Raw genomic sequence first — 16,584 nt, forward strand, 5'->3', positions numbered from 1 at the left:
AAGGGGATCACTGCTGGTCGTGCGTAATGATATTCGGGATGGTGTCATCCTTACGCAGCGTCATAATTTCACAACCGTTCTCGGTGACCACAATAGTATGCTCGTATTGCGCCGACAAGCTGCGATCTTTAGTTTTTACTGTCCAGCCATCTTTCATGGTGCGAATGCGGTAATCACCGGCATTAACCATAGGTTCGATAGTGAATGCCATGCCGGCTTGCAGCACCACGCCGCCGTCATCGGCATCATAGTGAAGTACCTGCGGCTCTTCGTGGAAGACTTCACCAATCCCGTGGCCGCAGTACTCGCGAACCACGGAGAAGTTTTCAGCTTCGACGAATTTCTGGATCTCTTTACCCAGCGTGCGCAGGCGAATGCCCGGCTTAACCATTTTCAGCGCCAGATAGAGGCTTTCCTGAGTGATACGGCACAGGCGCTCGCCCAGAATGGTCGGTTTACCGGCGATGAACATCTTGGAGGTGTCACCGTGGAAGCCATCTTTAATAACGGTCACGTCGATATTCACGATATCGCCGTCTTTCAGAATCTTATCTTCGCTTGGAATTCCGTGGCAAACCACTTCATTAATCGAGATGCAGACAGATTTCGGGAAGCCGTGATAATTCAGACAGGCGGAAACGGCCTGCTGCTTATTATTAATGTGATCAGCACAAATGCGGTCTAATTCGCCAGTGCTCACGCCGGGCTTAACGTAAGGTTCGATCATTTCCAGCACTTCAGCAGCCAGACGGCCAGCAACGCGCATTTTTTCGATGTCTTGAGGGGTTTTGATTGAAATTGCCATGGGTGATCCTGCGGGTATCCTGTGTTGACGCCTTTCATTCTGCTAAAACGTCGTCAATAATTAGCTTAGACTTATGGTATCAGCCCTGATATTGCCTGCCAAACTATCATTTTCCGCGAACTATAGTTCCCAACAAAAGTTGCCGTCAGGTCGTGAATTATGGTATAAAGCGCGCCGGCAATCCGCGACAGCCCTTCGGAGCTTGAGCGTGATTAAAGCCGAACACTCACTCATATGTGTACTTATTAACGTAAGTAATAACACACACGTATCGACACATTCGCCGGGGTGCTCTGGGAATTCGTTCTGCAGGGTCGGCGTTATGGGATACGTGGAGGCATAACCCCAGCATCTACTTATAGAGGTTTTATCATGGCAACTGTTTCCATGCGCGACATGCTCAAGGCCGGTGTTCACTTCGGTCACCAGACCCGTTACTGGAACCCGAAAATGAAGCCATTCATCTTCGGCGCTCGTAACAAGGTTCACATCATCAACCTTGAGAAAACTGTTCCAATGTTCAACGAAGCTCTGGCTGAGTTGCAGAAGATCTCCTCCCGTAAAGGAAAGATCCTGTTCGTTGGTACTAAACGCGCTGCAAGCGAAGCGGTAAAAGAAGCTGCACACAACTGCGACCAGTTCTTCGTGAACCATCGCTGGTTGGGCGGCATGCTGACTAACTGGAAAACCGTTCGTCAGTCAATCAAACGTTTGAAAGACCTGGAAATTCAGTCTCAAGACGGCACTTTCGAAAAGCTGACCAAGAAAGAAGCGCTGATGCGCACTCGTGAGCTTGCGAAGCTGGAAAATAGCCTGGGTGGTATCAAGGATATGGGTGGTCTTCCTGATGCTCTGTTCGTCATCGACGCCGATCACGAACACATTGCAATCAAAGAAGCTAACAACCTGGGTATCCCGGTATTCTCCATTGTTGATACCAACTCCGATCCGGATGGCGTTGACTTTGTTATCCCAGGTAACGATGACGCAATCCGTGCAGTTAATCTGTACCTGAGCGCTGTTGCTGCCACTGTCCGTGAAGGCCGTTCGCAAGATCTGGCTGTTCAGGCAGAAGAAAGCTTCGTAGAAGCTGAATAATAAGACAGGCTCCCATATATACCCTAAATAGTTCGAGTTGTAGGAAGGCGGCAAGAGAGAGAATCCCTGGGAGCATAGATAACTATGTGACTAGGGTGAACGAACGTAGCCAACGCACAAACAATTCGAACTATGACGGGTATAGAGCCCTTATTAACCAGGTATTGAATATGTTGGTTAGGGGGCCTTTATTGGCCCCCTTTGCTTATCTTAAATGCGAGAAATATCTCACCGCAAAAGTCCCTTTTGCAGCGAGATAATCGAGGAAAATACAATGGCTGATATTACCGCTGCCCTGGTAAAAGAACTGCGCGAACGTACTGGCGCTGGCATGATGGATTGTAAGAAAGCTCTGGTTGAAGCTAACGGCGACATCGAGCTGGCAATCGAAAACATGCGTAAATCTGGCGCGATCAAAGCTGCTAAGAAAGCAGGCAACGTAGCTGCTGACGGCGTGATCAAAACCAAGATCGAAGGCAACTACGGTGTGATTCTGGAAGTTAACTGCCAGACTGACTTCGTTGCTAAAGATGCTGGTTTCCAAGCGTTTGCTGACAAAGTCCTGGACGCCGCTGTTGCTGGCAAAATCACTGACGTTGACGTTCTGAAAGCTCAGTTCGAAGAAGAGCGTATCGCTCTGGTTGCTAAAATCGGTGAAAACATCAATATTCGCCGTGTTTCTACTCTGGAAGGCGAAGTTCTGGGTAGCTACCTGCACGGTGCTCGCATCGGTGTTCTGGTTGCTGCTAAAGGCGCTGACGAAGAGCTGGTTAAGCAAGTTGCTATGCACATCGCTGCAAGCAAGCCAGAATTCGTTAAACCAGAAGACGTGTCTGCTGAAGTGGTAGAGAAAGAGTACCAAGTTCAGCTCGACATCGCGATGCAGTCTGGCAAGCCGAAAGAAATCGCAGAGAAAATGGTTGAAGGCCGCATGAAGAAATTCACCGGCGAAGTTTCTCTGACTGGTCAGCCTTTCGTTATCGACCCAAGCAAATCTGTTGGCGAAGTGCTGAAAGAGCACAAAGCTGACGTTATCAACTTCATCCGTTTCGAAGTTGGTGAAGGTATCGCTAAAGTTGAGACTGACTTTGCTGCTGAAGTTGCAGCAATGACTAAACAGTCTTAATTCGTAGTTGATGCTCTAAAATGGAACCGCTGAAGATTGGCGGTTCCGTTTTATCCAGCCCCAAATTCCAATAACATTGTGCGCTGTCTCTTTTTAACAACGCTATGATGTATAGATTGATTCCCATTACGACACATTGCTTCTTAGGACAGACACCATGGCTACCAATGCGAAACCCGTTTATCAGCGTATTCTGCTAAAACTCAGTGGCGAAGCCCTGCAGGGCAGCGAAGGTTTTGGTATCGATGCAAGCGTTTTGGATCGCATGGCTCAGGAAGTCAAAGAGCTGGTTGAGCTCGGCATTCAGGTCGGTGTGGTCATTGGCGGTGGGAACCTGTTCCGTGGTGCAGGCCTGGCACAAGCCGGTATGAACCGTGTTGTGGGCGACCACATGGGTATGCTGGCTACAGTGATGAATGGTCTGGCAATGCGGGATGCATTACACCGTGCCTATGTGAACGCTCGCCTGATGTCCGCTATTCCGCTTAACGGCGTGTGTGACAACTACAGCTGGGCCGAGGCTATCAGCCTGCTGCGTCACAATCGCGTGGTCATTTTCTCTGCGGGTACCGGCAATCCTTTCTTCACTACTGACTCAGCAGCATGCCTGCGCGGTATCGAAATCGAAGCCGACGTGGTGTTAAAAGCGACCAAAGTTGATGGCGTTTACTCTGCTGATCCAGTGAAAAACCCAGACGCCACGCTGTACGAACAACTGACTTACCAAGAAGTGCTTGAGCAAGAACTGAAAGTGATGGATTTGGCGGCCTTTACGCTGGCTCGCGATCACAACTTGCCAATTCGCGTCTTCAATATGAATAAGCCGGGCGCACTGCGCCGCGTAGTGATGGGTGAAAACGAAGGTACGCTGATTTCTCGCGGTGAATAATCTTCCCCCTGCCACTGCTGGCAAGAAATCATAAGCAAGTTTGCCAGCCTTGGCTGGCATGAGTATTCACGGACTATACTAATGCTATGGTCTGCCAAGTAACCAGTTCTTAAGGGTTCGCAACGTGATTAACGACATTAAAAAAGATGCTGAAATCCGCATGGAAAAATGCGTCGAAGCATTCAAAAACCATATCAGCAAAATCCGTACTGGCCGTGCTTCACCGGGTATCCTCGACGGCATCATGGTCGACTACTACGGTTCTGCCACGCCACTGCGTCAGTTAGCTCAGGTAACGGTTGAAGATTCCCGTACTCTGGCTATCTCCGTGTTTGACCGTTCAATCAGCGCCGCTGTTGAAAAGGCCATCATGACCTCTGATTTGGGTCTTAACCCATCTTCTGCTGGCGCCACTATCCGCGTTCCACTGCCAGCGTTGACAGAAGAGCGTCGTAAAGACCTGATCAAAGTTGTGCGTTCTGAAGCCGAGCAGGGCCGCGTTTCCGTGCGTAACGTACGCCGCGACGCTAACGATAAGACCAAAGCTTTGCTGAAAGATAAAGAAATCAGTGAAGATGAAGATCGTCGTTCCCAGGATGATATCCAGAAAATGACGGATATGTTCATCAAGAAAATTGACGTCGCACTAGCCGAGAAAGAAACCGAGTTGATGGAGTTCTAATCCACAACTTGTCTTCCTCCAAGCGCCGCCTTTGCGGCGCTTTATTTTTTGTGGTCGCTCTCTTTTTCCACCTGCTGCTTAAATCTCATAGACAAGCCGTCAAAGAGGTTTCAGACTAATGCGCATTGCGATCATGCACTGGTTCTACCGGGTATTTTCATGAAACAACTTACCATCCTTGGTTCGACAGGCTCTGTCGGCAGCAGCACCCTCGCGGTCGTTCGCGCTAACCCACAAGATTTCAAGGTAACTGCACTGGTTGCCGGTAAAAACGTGGACGTCATGGCGCAGCAATGTATTGAATTCCAACCTCGTTTTGCCTCTATGGCCGATGAAACTTCTGCCAAAGCATTGCGAACCATACTTGCTGAGCAGGGGATAAAAACAGAGGTACTCTCTGGCGAAAAGGCGTCCTGTGAGTTGTCGGCGCTGGATGAAGTTGATCAGGTGATGTCCTCCATCGTTGGCGCCGCCGGGCTGTTACCCACGCTTGCGGCGGTAAAAGCGCGCAAGCAGGTATTACTGGCGAATAAAGAGTCGCTGATCACCTGCGGACGCATCTTCATGGATGCCGTTCGCCAAAGCCGCAGCCAGCTTCTGCCAATCGATAGTGAACACAATGCAATTTTCCAGAGCCTGCCTGAGCGCATTCAGCAGCAGCTTGGCTATGCCTCTTTGGAAGAAAATGGCGTATCGCGCATTATCCTTACCGGCTCTGGTGGCCCATTCCGCGAGTTACCTTTGGCAGACTTTGCCCACGTCACCCCAGACCAGGCCTGTGCGCACCCGAACTGGTCTATGGGGCGCAAAATTTCTGTCGACTCCGCCACCATGATGAACAAAGGCCTCGAATATATCGAAGCCCGCTGGCTGTTCAATGCCTCTGCCGAGCAGATGGAAGTCATTATCCATCCGCAATCGGTGATTCACTCTATGGTTCGCTACCACGATGGCAGCGTCTTGGCGCAGCTCGGCTCGCCGGACATGCGCACGCCAATCTCCCACGCGATGGCTTATCCGCATCGTGTCGATTCCGGCGTTGAAGCGTTAGATTTCTGCCGAATCGGTGCGTTGACCTTCTGCGAGCCTGATTTTGACCGCTATCCGTGTTTACAATTGGCCATCGAAGCCAGCCGGACGGGGCAAGCAGCCACCACGGCATTGAACGCTGCTAATGAAGTTTCGGTCGCCGCATTCTTGGCGGGGCACATTCGCTTTACCGACATTGCCAACATAAATCGCGAAGTTATGGAGCAATCTGTCGCGAACGAACCGCAATCTGTTGATGAAGTATTGGAAATTGACCGTGCGGCGCGTGCGTCAGCTCACCAGAAATTACAGACTTTTGCGTTATGATGTTGCGGATAGCGGATTGCGGTAATTTGTTCGCATCACATTGAAATGATATAGTCTGCGCCACCTGACTGCGCCTTCAGTGCCGATACCTGAATGCGATTACTCTATAAAAACGGTAAACAGTCAGGGCAAGCCGTGCCTGAACAGGAACACGGCTTTTTTGCGCACAGAAATACGCTGGCGGTCAGTTAACATAGTTCTGCCCTAATAAGGAAATGAGTACGCGTTATGTCCCTCGAAAAGCAACAGATATCTGACGCGCCTTGCGCAATGCCACGCCATGTTGCCATTATTATGGATGGCAATGGTCGCTGGGCGAAACTTCAGGGGAAAATGCGCGTTTTTGGCCATAAAGCCGGTGTGAAATCCGTCCGTAAAGCAGTCAGTTTTGCGGCCAACCATCAGCTTAATGCGTTGACGCTTTATGCCTTTAGTAGTGAGAACTGGAACCGACCTGCTCAGGAAGTTTCAGCATTGATGGAGCTGTTCGTCCGTGCACTGGACAGCGAAGTTAAAAGTCTGCACAAACATAACGTCAGGCTAAAAATCATCGGTGATGTCAGCCGCTTTAGTGCGCGTCTGCAAGAAAGGATCCGTCGTTCAGAAACACTTACAGAAAATAACGACGGCCTTACGCTTAACATCGCTGCTAATTACGGCGGTCGGTGGGATATTATCCAGGGCGTAAAAAAACTGGCGAGTCAAGTTGAAGCTGGTTCTTTGCAGGTTGAGCAAATTACAGAAGAAGCATTAAATAGCACTATCTGTATGAGCGAGTTGGCACCCGTCGATTTGGTGATCAGAACCGGTGGGGAACACCGTATTAGTAACTTTCTGCTGTGGCAAATCGCCTATGCAGAACTTTACTTTACCGATGTCCTCTGGCCTGATTTTGATGAAAACACCTTTGAAGGCGCGCTGAATGCTTTTGCACAACGCGAGCGTCGCTTCGGGGGCACTACACCTATTGGCGCCAATGCGTCCTAGGGAGAACTTTTGCTGAAGTATCGCATCGCCACAGCGTTGATTTTGATCCCCATTGTTATCGCTGCACTGTTTATGCTGCCGCCTCTTGGTTTTGCCATTGTTGCGTTAGTCATCTGTATGTTGGCCGCGTGGGAGTGGGGGCAACTTTCAGGATTTAAGACTCGCAGTCAGCGCATTTGGCTGGCCGTGCTCTGTGGCTTTGTCCTTATTGCAATGATGCTGAGCATGCCGGCTTATCGTCAGCCAATTAACCTCCCTCAGGTGAGTGGCTCATTATGGGCTTCCCTAATATGGTGGATTGCGGCCTTTGTTCTGGTTATTTTCTACCCTAAATCTGCCTCATTTTGGCGCGGATCGCGCATATTACGTTTAGCCTTCGGTTTATTGACCATTGTTCCTTTCTTTTGGGGTATGGTGGCGCTGCGCCAGTACGGTTACGCTGAAAATCACCACACTGGAGCATGGTGGCTGCTGTATGTCATGCTGCTGGTCTGGGGCGCAGACTCTGGCGCTTACCTGTTTGGCAAGCTGTTCGGTAAGCACAAGTTGGCGCCGAAAGTTTCCCCTGGTAAGACATGGGAAGGCGTCATCGGTGGTCTGGTCACTTCGGCCCTGATTTCCTGGTTGTTCGGGCGTTATGCGCCATTAAATGTTGTTCCTGCTACGCTGTTGGTGTGTTCAGTCATTGCTGCTCTGGCTTCGGTGCTGGGGGATTTAACTGAAAGCATGTTTAAACGTGAAGCGGGTATAAAAGACAGTGGTAACTTGATACCGGGTCATGGTGGGATACTGGATCGTATCGATAGCCTGACTGCGGCTGTGCCGGTGTTTGCATGCTTAATGCTGCTGGTTTATTAATCCGTCCGAGACGGGATGTCTTCTAAGGGATCGTTAGGAATATGATGAACATACTCTGGAGTTTGGCCGCCTTTATCGTTGCACTGGGGGTGCTAATCACCGTGCACGAATTTGGCCATTTCTGGGTTGCTCGTCGTTGTGGCGTTTATGTTCAGCGTTTCTCCGTGGGTTTTGGGCGCACTCTGTGGCGCCGCACGGATAAACACGGGACCGAGTACGTTCTCGCCGTCATTCCCCTTGGCGGTTACGTTAAGATGCTCGACGAGCGTAACGAAACCGTTCCTGACGAAATGCGCCACCAGTCTTTCAATAGTAAAACCGTTTGGCAGCGCGCCGCTATCATCAGCGCTGGGCCAATCGCTAACTTCATTTTCGCCGTTTTTGCCTATTGGCTGGTGTTCATTATCGGCGTCCCAGCCGTGCGTCCGGTTGTTGGTGAAGTCACCCCACAATCCATCGCAGCGCAATCGAATATTTCTCCCGGCATGGAACTTAAGTCAATCGATGGCATCGAAACGCCTGATTGGGATTCAGTTCGTTTGTCTTTAATCGGTGAGATCGGAAACAATCAGACAACTTTAGGTGTCTCACAATTCGGTGGTTCTGAAGTTGTTGAGAAAAAGTTAGATTTAACACAATGGCGGTTTGACCCCGAAAAGCAAGATCCCGTTGTCGCGCTGGGTATTATTCCTCGCGGCCCACAGATAGAATCTGTGCTCGCAGAAGTGCAAACCGATTCGGCAGCTCAGAAAGCCGGTTTGCAAGCTGGTGACAGGATCGTTAAAGTCGATGGTCAAGTTTTGGCGAATTGGCGTACTTTTGCCATGCAGGTTCGTGATAACCCGGGCAAACCTATCGCGTTAGAAGTTGAGCGCGCAGGTTCATCGGTTGATCTCACACTGACACCGGACTCCAAGTCGGTAGGCAAAGGGAAGGAACAAGGATTTGCCGGAGTGGTGCCCAAAGTTATACCACTGCCTGATGAGTACAAAACTATCCGTCAGTATGGGCCGTTTGTTGCATTCTATGAGGCCGGGGATAAAACCTGGCAGCTGATGAAGCTCACGGTAAACATGCTGGGTAAGTTAATAACTGGCGACGTTAAGCTGAATAACCTGAGTGGTCCAATTTCAATCGCACAGGGAGCAGGAATGTCGGCGGAATATGGTTTAGTGTACTACCTGATGTTTTTGGCACTTATCAGTGTCAATCTCGGTATCGTGAACCTTTTTCCGTTGCCAGTGTTAGATGGTGGACACCTGGTGTTTTTAGCTATCGAGAAGCTAAAGGGTGGGCCAGTTTCCGAGCGAGTTCAAAACTTCAGTTACCGTATCGGCGCGATAGTGCTGGTGATGGTAATGGGGCTTGCACTTTTCAATGATTTCTCCCGTCTTTAAGGCTGGGGATTAGGTTAGGAAGAACGCATAACAACGATGGCGATCAAAAAGTTGCTCATAGCGTCGCTGCTGTTTGGCAGCGCCACCGTATACGGTGCAGATGGTTTCGTGGTGAAAGACATTCATTTCGAAGGCCTGCAGCGAGTTGCCGTCGGTGCGGCGTTACTCAATATGCCGGTTCGCGTTGGTGATACCATCACCGACGACGACATCAGTAATACTATTCGCGCATTGTTTGCCACTGGCAACTTTGAGGACGTTCGCGTTCTGCGTGATGGTGATACCTTGATTGTTCAGGTCAAAGAGCGTCCTACAATCGCCAGCATCACTTTCTCAGGTAATAAATCTGTGAAAGACGACATGCTGAAAGAAAACCTGGAGGCCTCTGGTGTCCGGGTTGGCGAAGCGCTTGATCGAACAACATTAACCAGCATCGAGAAAGGTCTCGAAGATTTCTACTACAGCGTCGGTAAATACAGCGCGTCCGTGAAAGCTGTTGTTACGCCTTTGCCGCGTAACCGCGTTGATTTGAAATTGGTCTTCACCGAAGGTGTTTCTGCAAAAATTCAGCAGATCAACATCGTGGGTAACCACGCGTTCAGTACGGATGAGCTTATTGCTCGCTTCCAGCTGCGTGACGAGGTGCCATGGTGGAACGTGGTGGGCGATCGCAAATACCAGAAACAAAAATTGGCGGGTGACCTCGAAACCCTGCGCAGCTTCTATCTGGATCGCGGTTACGCCCGTTTCAACATCGATTCAACTCAGGTCAGCCTGACGCCAGATAAAAAAGGCATTTATATTACCCTTAACATCACTGAAGGCGATCAGTACAAGCTTTCAGGCGTTGAAGTTAACGGCAATATGGCCGGCCACTCTGCCGAAGTTGAAAGCCTGACCAAGATCGACAAAGGCGAGCTGTATAACGGCGCGAAAGTCACCAAAATGGAAAACGACATCAAGCAGATGTTGGGCCGTTATGGTTACGCTTATCCGCGCGTACAGACTCAGCCTGAAATCAATGATGCCGACAAAACCGTTAAGCTGCACGTTAGCGTAGACGCGGGTAACCGTTTCTATGTGCGTCACATTCGCTTCGAAGGCAACGACACCAGTAAAGACAGCGTCTTGCGCCGTGAAATGCGTCAGATGGAAGGTGCGTGGCTTGGTAATGATCTGGTTGATAAAGGCAAAGAGCGTCTTAACCGTCTAGGCTATTTCGATACCGTTGATGTTGATACTCAGCGCGTACCGGGTACCCCAGATCAGGTCGACGTGGTCTATAAAGTTAAAGAGCGTAACACCGGTACCTTTAACTTTGGCGTAGGTTACGGCACCGAGAGTGGCGTGAGCTTCCAGGTCGGTGTTCAACAAGATAACTGGTTAGGTTCTGGTTATTCTGTTGGGATCAGCGGAACTAAAAACGATTATCAGACGTATACAGAATTCACTGTTACCGACCCTTACTTCACCGTAGACGGTGTGAGCTTGGGCGGTCGTATCTTCTATAACGACTTTAAAGCTGATAACGCCGACCTGTCTGACTATACCAACAAGAGTTATGGCATAGGCAGTACGCTCGGCTTCCCAATCAATGAAAATAACTCATTGCGCTTGGGCCTGGATTACGTACATAACGACCTGTCCAATATGGAACCGCAGGTAAGTATGTTCCGCTATCTGAACTCTGTGGGTATCAACCCGCCAGTCACCGTGGGTACAGATACCACGTCTGATGCAGACTTCAGCGCGAACGACTTCTTTGCGAACCTGGGTTGGGGTTATAACGACCTTGACCGTGGGTACTTCCCGACTTCAGGTACCAAAGCTAGCCTGAACGGCAAAGTGACAGTGCCTGGCTCGGATAACGAGTACTACAAGATTACGTTCGACTCAACGACGTACTTCCCTCTGAGCGAAAACCGTCAGTGGGTATTACTGGGTCGTGCTCGCGCGGGTTATGCAGATGGTATCGGCGGGAAAGAAGTACCGTTCTACGATAACTTCTACGCGGGTGGCTCAAGCAGCGTCCGTGGTTTCCGCTCGAATACTATCGGTCCTAAAGCGGCATACTATAACTGTGCTGCGGGTAGCACCTCTTACAGCAACTGTGCTGTAAACAACTCTGACGATGCTGTCGGCGGTAACGCCATGGCCGTGTTAAGTGCTGAGTTGGTCGTGCCTACACCGTTTATCAGTGAGAAATATTCAAACTCAGTGCGTACTTCTGTGTTTGTTGATGGCGGTACTGTTTGGGATACCAATTGGAAGAACACTGCGCAAACTGAAGCTGCAGGCGTTCCTGATTACAGTGATCCGAACAACTTCCGTGTTTCTACAGGTCTGGCGTTGCAATGGCAGTCTCCATTAGGGCCATTGGTGTTCTCTTACGCACGACCTATCAAAGATTACGATGGTGATAAAGCGGAACAGTTCCAATTTAACATCGGTAAAACGTGGTAACACATTCGTGGCTCTCAATGCTATGAGGGCTACAATGTTTGAGTTTTTATCAGCTCACGGGCAAAACGCCCGTGAAGTTGTTTTATAAACTCATTCTTATTGTGTAATTATCGTGCCATATGGCACAACGGGTGATGGAAGGAGTTTATAGTGAAAAAGTGGTTATATGCCGCCGGCCTCGGTTTAGTTATGGCTTCTTCAGTAAGCGTCCAAGCTGCTGACAAAATTGCTGTTGTTAACGTTCAGAGCATCTTCCAACAAATGCCAGCACGTGATGCTGTTGCAAAACAGTTGGAAAACGAGTTCAAAGGCCGTGCAACTCAGTTGCAAGCTCAAGAACGTGATCTGCAGACTAAAATGCAGAGACTACAGCGTGACGGCTCTACCATGAAAGCCAGCGATCGCAGCAAGCTTGAAAAAGACGTTATGGCTCAGCGCGAAGATTTCTCTACAAAAGCTCAGGCTTTTGAACAAGATAACCGTCGCCGCCAGGCTGAAGAACGTAACAAAATCCTGAGCCGTATCCAGGATGCAGTGAAGTCTGTTGCTAGCAAACAAGGTTATGACATCGTTGTTGATGCTAACGCTGTTGCTTACGCAAGCAATGAAAAAGACATTACTGCTGATGTGCTGAAACAGGTTAAATAAACATGTCTTCAATTCGACTGGCTGATCTCGCACAGCAGTTGGATGCACAATTGCACGGTGATGGCGATATCGTCATCACCGGCATTGCTTCAATGCATTCCGCGCACTCTGAGCAAATCACGTTTTTATCAAACAGCCGTTACCGTGAACAGTTAGCTACCTGCGCCGCAGGGGCTGTAGTGTTGACGGAAGCGGATCTGCCGTTTTGCCGCACTGCGGCATTAGTGGTTAAAAACCCATACCTGACTTATGCCCGTATGGCGCAATTGTTAGATACCACGCCAGCGCCGGCCAAAGATATTGCCGCCAGTGCGGTAATCTCCGACACCGCCATCTTGGGCAACAACGTTTCCGTTGGCGCCAATGCGGTGATCGAGTCAGGTGTTGTGCTTGGTGACAATGTTGTCATTGGGGCTGGCTGTTTCATTGGTAAGAATGCAAAATTAGGCGCTGGCACCAAAATTTGGGCCAATGTCTCTATTTACCATCGTGTGGAAATTGGCGAATCGTGCTTGATTCAGTCTGGTACCGTGATTGGTGCTGACGGCTTCGGCTATGCTAACGACCGTGGTAACTGGGTCAAAATTCCTCAGCTGGGTACCGTGCTGATTGGCGATCGCGTAGAGATCGGTGCTTGCACCACGATTGACCGCGGAGCCCTGGACGACACCATCATCGGCAATGGCGTTATCATTGATAACCAATGTCAGATTGCGCACAACGTCGTGATTGGAGACAATACGGCGGTTGCAGGTGGAGTGATTATGGCCGGTAGTCTGAAAATTGGCCGTTACTGCCAAATCGGCGGCGCCAGTGTTATCAACGGCCATATGGAAATTTGTGATAAGGCTGTAGTGACTGGAATGGGAATGGTGATGCGACCAATCACCGAACCTGGGGTATACTCCTCCGGTATTCCGTTACAGCCCAATAAAGTGTGGCGTAAAACCGCTGCGTTGGTAATGAATATCGATGAGATGAATAAGCGCTTAAAAGCTGTCGAGCGTAAAATCGAAGAAGACTAAATTACCGACTACTGTGTTGCTGGAAATTGGCAGTGGATGCCACCTTCCGGCGGCACTCGTTTCTATTTGCGGCCTGCCTAATGATCTTCTTTGGGGATCAAGCAGGCCGTGTTATTGATGCCATCAGTTTTTTAGACAGGAAGAGTATTTTGACAACTGACACTCATACTCTGCGTATTGAAGAGATATTGGATCTGCTGCCGCACCGTTACCCGTTTTTGCTGGTTGATCGCGTGCTGGATTTTGAAAAAGGGAAGTTTTTACGTGCAGTGAAAAACGTTTCTTTCAACGAACCGTTCTTCCAGGGCCACTTCCCGGGTAAGCCTATCTTCCCAGGCGTATTGATTCTTGAAGCGATGGCGCAGGCCACCGGCATTCTTGCCTTCAAAAGCGTAGGTAAATTAGAGCCAGGCGAGCTGTATTATTTTGCTGCTATTGATGACGCACGATTCAAACGTCCTGTGTTGCCAGGCGACCAGATGATTCTGGAAGTTGAATTCATTAAAGAGCGTCGTGGCGTTGCTCGTTTTAAAGGTGTCGCAAAGGTAGATGGCGAGATTGCTTGCGAGGCATCAATGATGTGCGCCCGTCGCCGGGAGTCTTAATTAATGATTGATAAAACCGCCTTTATTCACCCAAGCTCTGTTGTCGAAGACGGTGCCATTATTGGTGCTGGTGTTCGAATCGGTCCTTTTTGTCATGTCGGATCTGACGTTGAGATTGGCGAAGGTACTGAGCTTAAATCACACGTTGTTCTTAATGGCGTGACCAAAATTGGTCGCGACAACCGCATTTTTCAGTTCGTTACTATTGGTGAAATTAACCAAGATTTGAAATATGCGGGAGAACCGACACGCGTTGAAGTTGGCGATCGCAACAGTATTCGTGAGAGCGTGACCATTCACCGTGGTACCGTTCAGGGCGGTGGATTAACAAAAGTGGGTAGCGATAACCTGTTGATGGTTAACGCGCATATTGCCCACGATTGTGTTATCGGCAATCGCGTTATTCTGGCAAATAACGCGACCCTTGGTGGTCACGTTGAGATTGACGACCACGCCATCATTGGCGGTATGACTGCCATTCATCAGTTCTGCGTTATTGGTGCTCACGTGATGGTTGGCGGCTGCTCTGGCGTTGCTCAGGACGTTCCACCTTTCGTGATTGCTCAGGGAAACCACGCCACGCCATTTGGTATTAATATCGAAGGCTTGAAGCGTCGTGGTTTTGACAAATCTTCATTGCACGCTATCCGTAATGCCTACAAGTTATTGTATCGCAGCGGAAAAACGCTGGAAGAAGCGCAACCTGAAATCGCCGAAATTGCAGCAGAGTTCCCGGCGGTTAAACCGTTCAGCGATTTCTTCGCGCGCTCCACGCGCGGCATCATTCGCTGAGGGGCTAACTCTCTGGTAAACCTGTAATTTGGCAAATAAGCGGTAAAAAATGCAAAAGCCTGTTCTGACTATTGGCCTGGTGGCCGGTGAAACATCCGGCGATATTCTTGGTGCTGGTTTAATTCGCGCTCTAAGAAAACACCATCCTGATGCGCGCTTCGTGGGAGTTGCTGGCCCACTGATGCAAGCTGAGGGATGCGAAGCCTGGTACGAAATGGAAGAGCTGGCTGTCATGGGCGTGGTGGAAGTTCTCGAACGTCTGCCACGCCTGTTGAAAATCCGCAAAGACCTGACTCAGCGCTTTAGCGAGTTAAAGCCCGACGTCTTTGTGGGCATTGATGCGCCTGACTTCAACATCACCCTCGAAGGTCGTCTCAAGCAGCGCGGTATTCGCACCATTCACTATGTCAGCCCTTCAGTCTGGGCCTGGCGTCAAAAGCGTGTTTTCAAAATAGGTAAAGCGACCGATATGGTGCTGGCTTTCCTGCCTTTTGAAAAAGCGTTTTACGATAAATTCAACGTTCCTTGTCGGTTTATCGGCCACACCATGGCGGATTCCATGCCGCTGCATCCGGACAAACCGGCGGCGCGCGCCCGCTTGGGCATTCCCGATGGCGTTCATTGTCTGGCTTTGCTGCCGGGCAGTCGCCATGCGGAAGTCGAAATGCTGAGTGCCGATTTCCTGAAAACCGCACTCCAACTGCGACAGACGTACCCTGATTTGCACATCGTGGTTCCCTTGGTCAATGCCAAGCGCCGTGAGCAGTTCGAACGCATCAAGGCGGAGATTGCCCCTGACTTGCCGGCGCACCTGCTCGACGGTCAGGCGCGAGACGCCATGATCGCCAGCGACGCGGCATTGCTGGCTTCAGGCACGGCGGCGCTGGAATGCATGTTGGCGAAATGCCCGATGGTTGTCGGTTATCGCATGAAGCCTTTCACCTACTGGCTGGCTGAGCGTCTGGTTAAAACGCCTTACGTTTCATTGCCAAACCTGCTGGCGGGGCGCGAAATCGTCAAAGAACTGCTGCAGACCGAATGTGTGCCGGAAAAACTCTCTGCCGCTCTCTTGCCTTTATTGGCTGGTGGAGAAGAGAGCCATCAGTTGCAGGAAACTTTCCTGGCGCTGCACGAAAGCATTCGCTGGGATGCCGATGAGCAGGCCGCGCAGGCCGTGATGGAGTTGGCAAATCGATGAGTGATATCTTCGTTTATCCTCAGGCATTGTGTATCGCCGGGGTGGATGAGGTAGGGCGCGGGCCTTTAGTGGGCGCCGTGGTCACTGCCGCCGTGATCCTCGATCCGGCCAAGCCGATTCTCGGGCTGGCGGACTCTAAAAAACTCACTGAAAAACGTCGCGAAGCTCTTTATATTGAGATTAAAGAGAAAGCGCTGTCGTGGAGCCTTGGACGCGCTGAGCCAGACGAAATCGACGAATTAAACATTCTGCACGCCACCATGCTGGCGATGCAGCGCGCGGTGGCCGGGCTACACATCACGCCAGATATGGTGCTGATAGATGGCAATCGCTGCCCCAAATTGCCTATGGCCTCTCAGGCCGTGGTGAAGGGCGACAGCAAAGTCGCGGAAATCAGCGCCGCGTCGATATTAGCCAAAGTGACGCGCGACCGTGAAATGGTTGAGCTGGATCTTCAGTTCCCTGATTATGGCTTTGCCAAACACAAAGGCTACCCGACGCCGGTGCATCTCGAAAGCCTGGCTAAGCTGGGTGCCACGCCGCACCACAGGCGCAGCTTCGCACCCGTCAGGCGGGCGCTGGGGCAGTAAGTCTGTTAGCGTTTTAAGTCAGTTTGTCATTCCGACAAGCGTTCATTCAATCTTCATCTCTGGAC

The 16,584-nt window shown here is 50.3% G+C and carries 16 protein-coding genes; 15 read left to right on the forward strand and 1 reads right to left on the reverse strand.

Features of this window, described 5'->3' with window-relative positions:
- Window positions 1-7 precede the first annotated feature (7 nt).
- Window positions 8-805 (reverse strand): type I methionyl aminopeptidase, encoded by a 798-nt coding sequence (gene map / locus ACT3RT_RS19475; RefSeq protein ID WP_034792806.1) that lies wholly within the window; start codon window positions 803-805, stop codon window positions 8-10.
- Window positions 806-1,177: 372 nt separating this feature from the next.
- On the opposite strand from map, the gene rpsB reads away from it, so the two are divergent.
- From rpsB to rnhB, 15 genes are all read left to right on the forward strand, one after another.
- On the forward strand, window positions 1,178-1,903 hold the full coding sequence (gene rpsB / locus ACT3RT_RS19480; RefSeq protein WP_013574193.1) for a 30S ribosomal protein S2: 726 nt from the start codon (window positions 1,178-1,180) through the stop codon (window positions 1,901-1,903).
- 274 nt (window positions 1,904-2,177) lie between these two features.
- Window positions 2,178-3,029 carry a translation elongation factor Ts gene (gene tsf / locus ACT3RT_RS19485; protein WP_353503243.1) on the forward strand — a complete coding sequence of 284 codons (852 nt, stop codon included), beginning with the start codon at window positions 2,178-2,180 and terminating at the stop codon, window positions 3,027-3,029.
- Window positions 3,030-3,186: 157 nt separating this feature from the next.
- The gene (gene pyrH / locus ACT3RT_RS19490; RefSeq protein ID WP_034792800.1) at window positions 3,187-3,918 is read left to right on the forward strand and encodes a UMP kinase; all 732 of its coding nucleotides are present in this window, start codon (window positions 3,187-3,189) and stop codon (window positions 3,916-3,918) included.
- Window positions 3,919-4,042: 124 nt separating this feature from the next.
- Window positions 4,043-4,600 (forward strand): ribosome recycling factor, encoded by a 558-nt coding sequence (frr, locus tag ACT3RT_RS19495; protein WP_353503242.1) that lies wholly within the window; start codon window positions 4,043-4,045, stop codon window positions 4,598-4,600.
- A 159-nt stretch (window positions 4,601-4,759) separates the two neighbouring features.
- A complete protein-coding gene (gene ispC, locus ACT3RT_RS19500; protein ID WP_353503241.1) occupies window positions 4,760-5,956 on the forward strand; it encodes a 1-deoxy-D-xylulose-5-phosphate reductoisomerase in 1,197 nt (398 codons plus the stop codon).
- 228 nt (window positions 5,957-6,184) lie between these two features.
- On the forward strand, window positions 6,185-6,943 hold the full coding sequence (gene ispU, locus ACT3RT_RS19505) for a (2E,6E)-farnesyl-diphosphate-specific ditrans,polycis-undecaprenyl-diphosphate synthase (RefSeq protein ID WP_034792792.1): 759 nt from the start codon (window positions 6,185-6,187) through the stop codon (window positions 6,941-6,943).
- 9 nt (window positions 6,944-6,952) lie between these two features.
- Window positions 6,953-7,801, forward strand: a complete 849-nt coding sequence (gene cdsA / locus ACT3RT_RS19510) for a phosphatidate cytidylyltransferase (RefSeq protein ID WP_353503240.1) — start codon at window positions 6,953-6,955, stop codon at window positions 7,799-7,801.
- A gap of 41 nt (window positions 7,802-7,842) precedes the next feature.
- Window positions 7,843-9,198 carry a sigma E protease regulator RseP gene (rseP, locus tag ACT3RT_RS19515; protein ID WP_353503239.1) on the forward strand — a complete coding sequence of 452 codons (1,356 nt, stop codon included), beginning with the start codon at window positions 7,843-7,845 and terminating at the stop codon, window positions 9,196-9,198.
- A 36-nt stretch (window positions 9,199-9,234) separates the two neighbouring features.
- Complete coding sequence (gene bamA / locus ACT3RT_RS19520; RefSeq protein WP_353503238.1) at window positions 9,235-11,661, forward strand: outer membrane protein assembly factor BamA; 2,427 nt, start codon at window positions 9,235-9,237, stop codon at window positions 11,659-11,661.
- Window positions 11,662-11,811: 150 nt separating this feature from the next.
- Window positions 11,812-12,309, forward strand: coding sequence for a molecular chaperone Skp (skp, locus tag ACT3RT_RS19525; RefSeq protein ID WP_185689321.1), 498 nt, complete (start codon window positions 11,812-11,814; stop codon window positions 12,307-12,309).
- A 2-nt stretch (window positions 12,310-12,311) separates the two neighbouring features.
- Window positions 12,312-13,334 carry a UDP-3-O-(3-hydroxymyristoyl)glucosamine N-acyltransferase gene (gene lpxD, locus ACT3RT_RS19530; RefSeq protein WP_353503237.1) on the forward strand — a complete coding sequence of 341 codons (1,023 nt, stop codon included), beginning with the start codon at window positions 12,312-12,314 and terminating at the stop codon, window positions 13,332-13,334.
- A gap of 149 nt (window positions 13,335-13,483) precedes the next feature.
- On the forward strand, window positions 13,484-13,939 hold the full coding sequence (gene fabZ / locus ACT3RT_RS19535; protein WP_034792780.1) for a 3-hydroxyacyl-ACP dehydratase FabZ: 456 nt from the start codon (window positions 13,484-13,486) through the stop codon (window positions 13,937-13,939).
- Window positions 13,940-13,942: 3 nt separating this feature from the next.
- Complete coding sequence (lpxA, locus tag ACT3RT_RS19540; protein ID WP_496203603.1) at window positions 13,943-14,731, forward strand: acyl-ACP--UDP-N-acetylglucosamine O-acyltransferase; 789 nt, start codon at window positions 13,943-13,945, stop codon at window positions 14,729-14,731.
- A gap of 49 nt (window positions 14,732-14,780) precedes the next feature.
- Window positions 14,781-15,929, forward strand: coding sequence for a lipid-A-disaccharide synthase (lpxB, locus tag ACT3RT_RS19545; protein WP_353503235.1), 1,149 nt, complete (start codon window positions 14,781-14,783; stop codon window positions 15,927-15,929).
- Entirely contained in the window at window positions 15,926-16,519 is a 594-nt protein-coding gene (gene rnhB, locus ACT3RT_RS19550) for a ribonuclease HII (RefSeq protein WP_154147248.1), read from the forward strand. The genes lpxB and rnhB overlap by 4 nt, the downstream gene beginning before the upstream one ends.
- The last annotated feature ends 65 nt before the right edge of the window (window positions 16,520-16,584 follow it).

Source organism: Ewingella sp. AOP9-I1-14 (assembly GCF_052375995.1).
Lineage (GTDB): Bacteria > Pseudomonadota > Gammaproteobacteria > Enterobacterales > Enterobacteriaceae > Ewingella > Ewingella allii.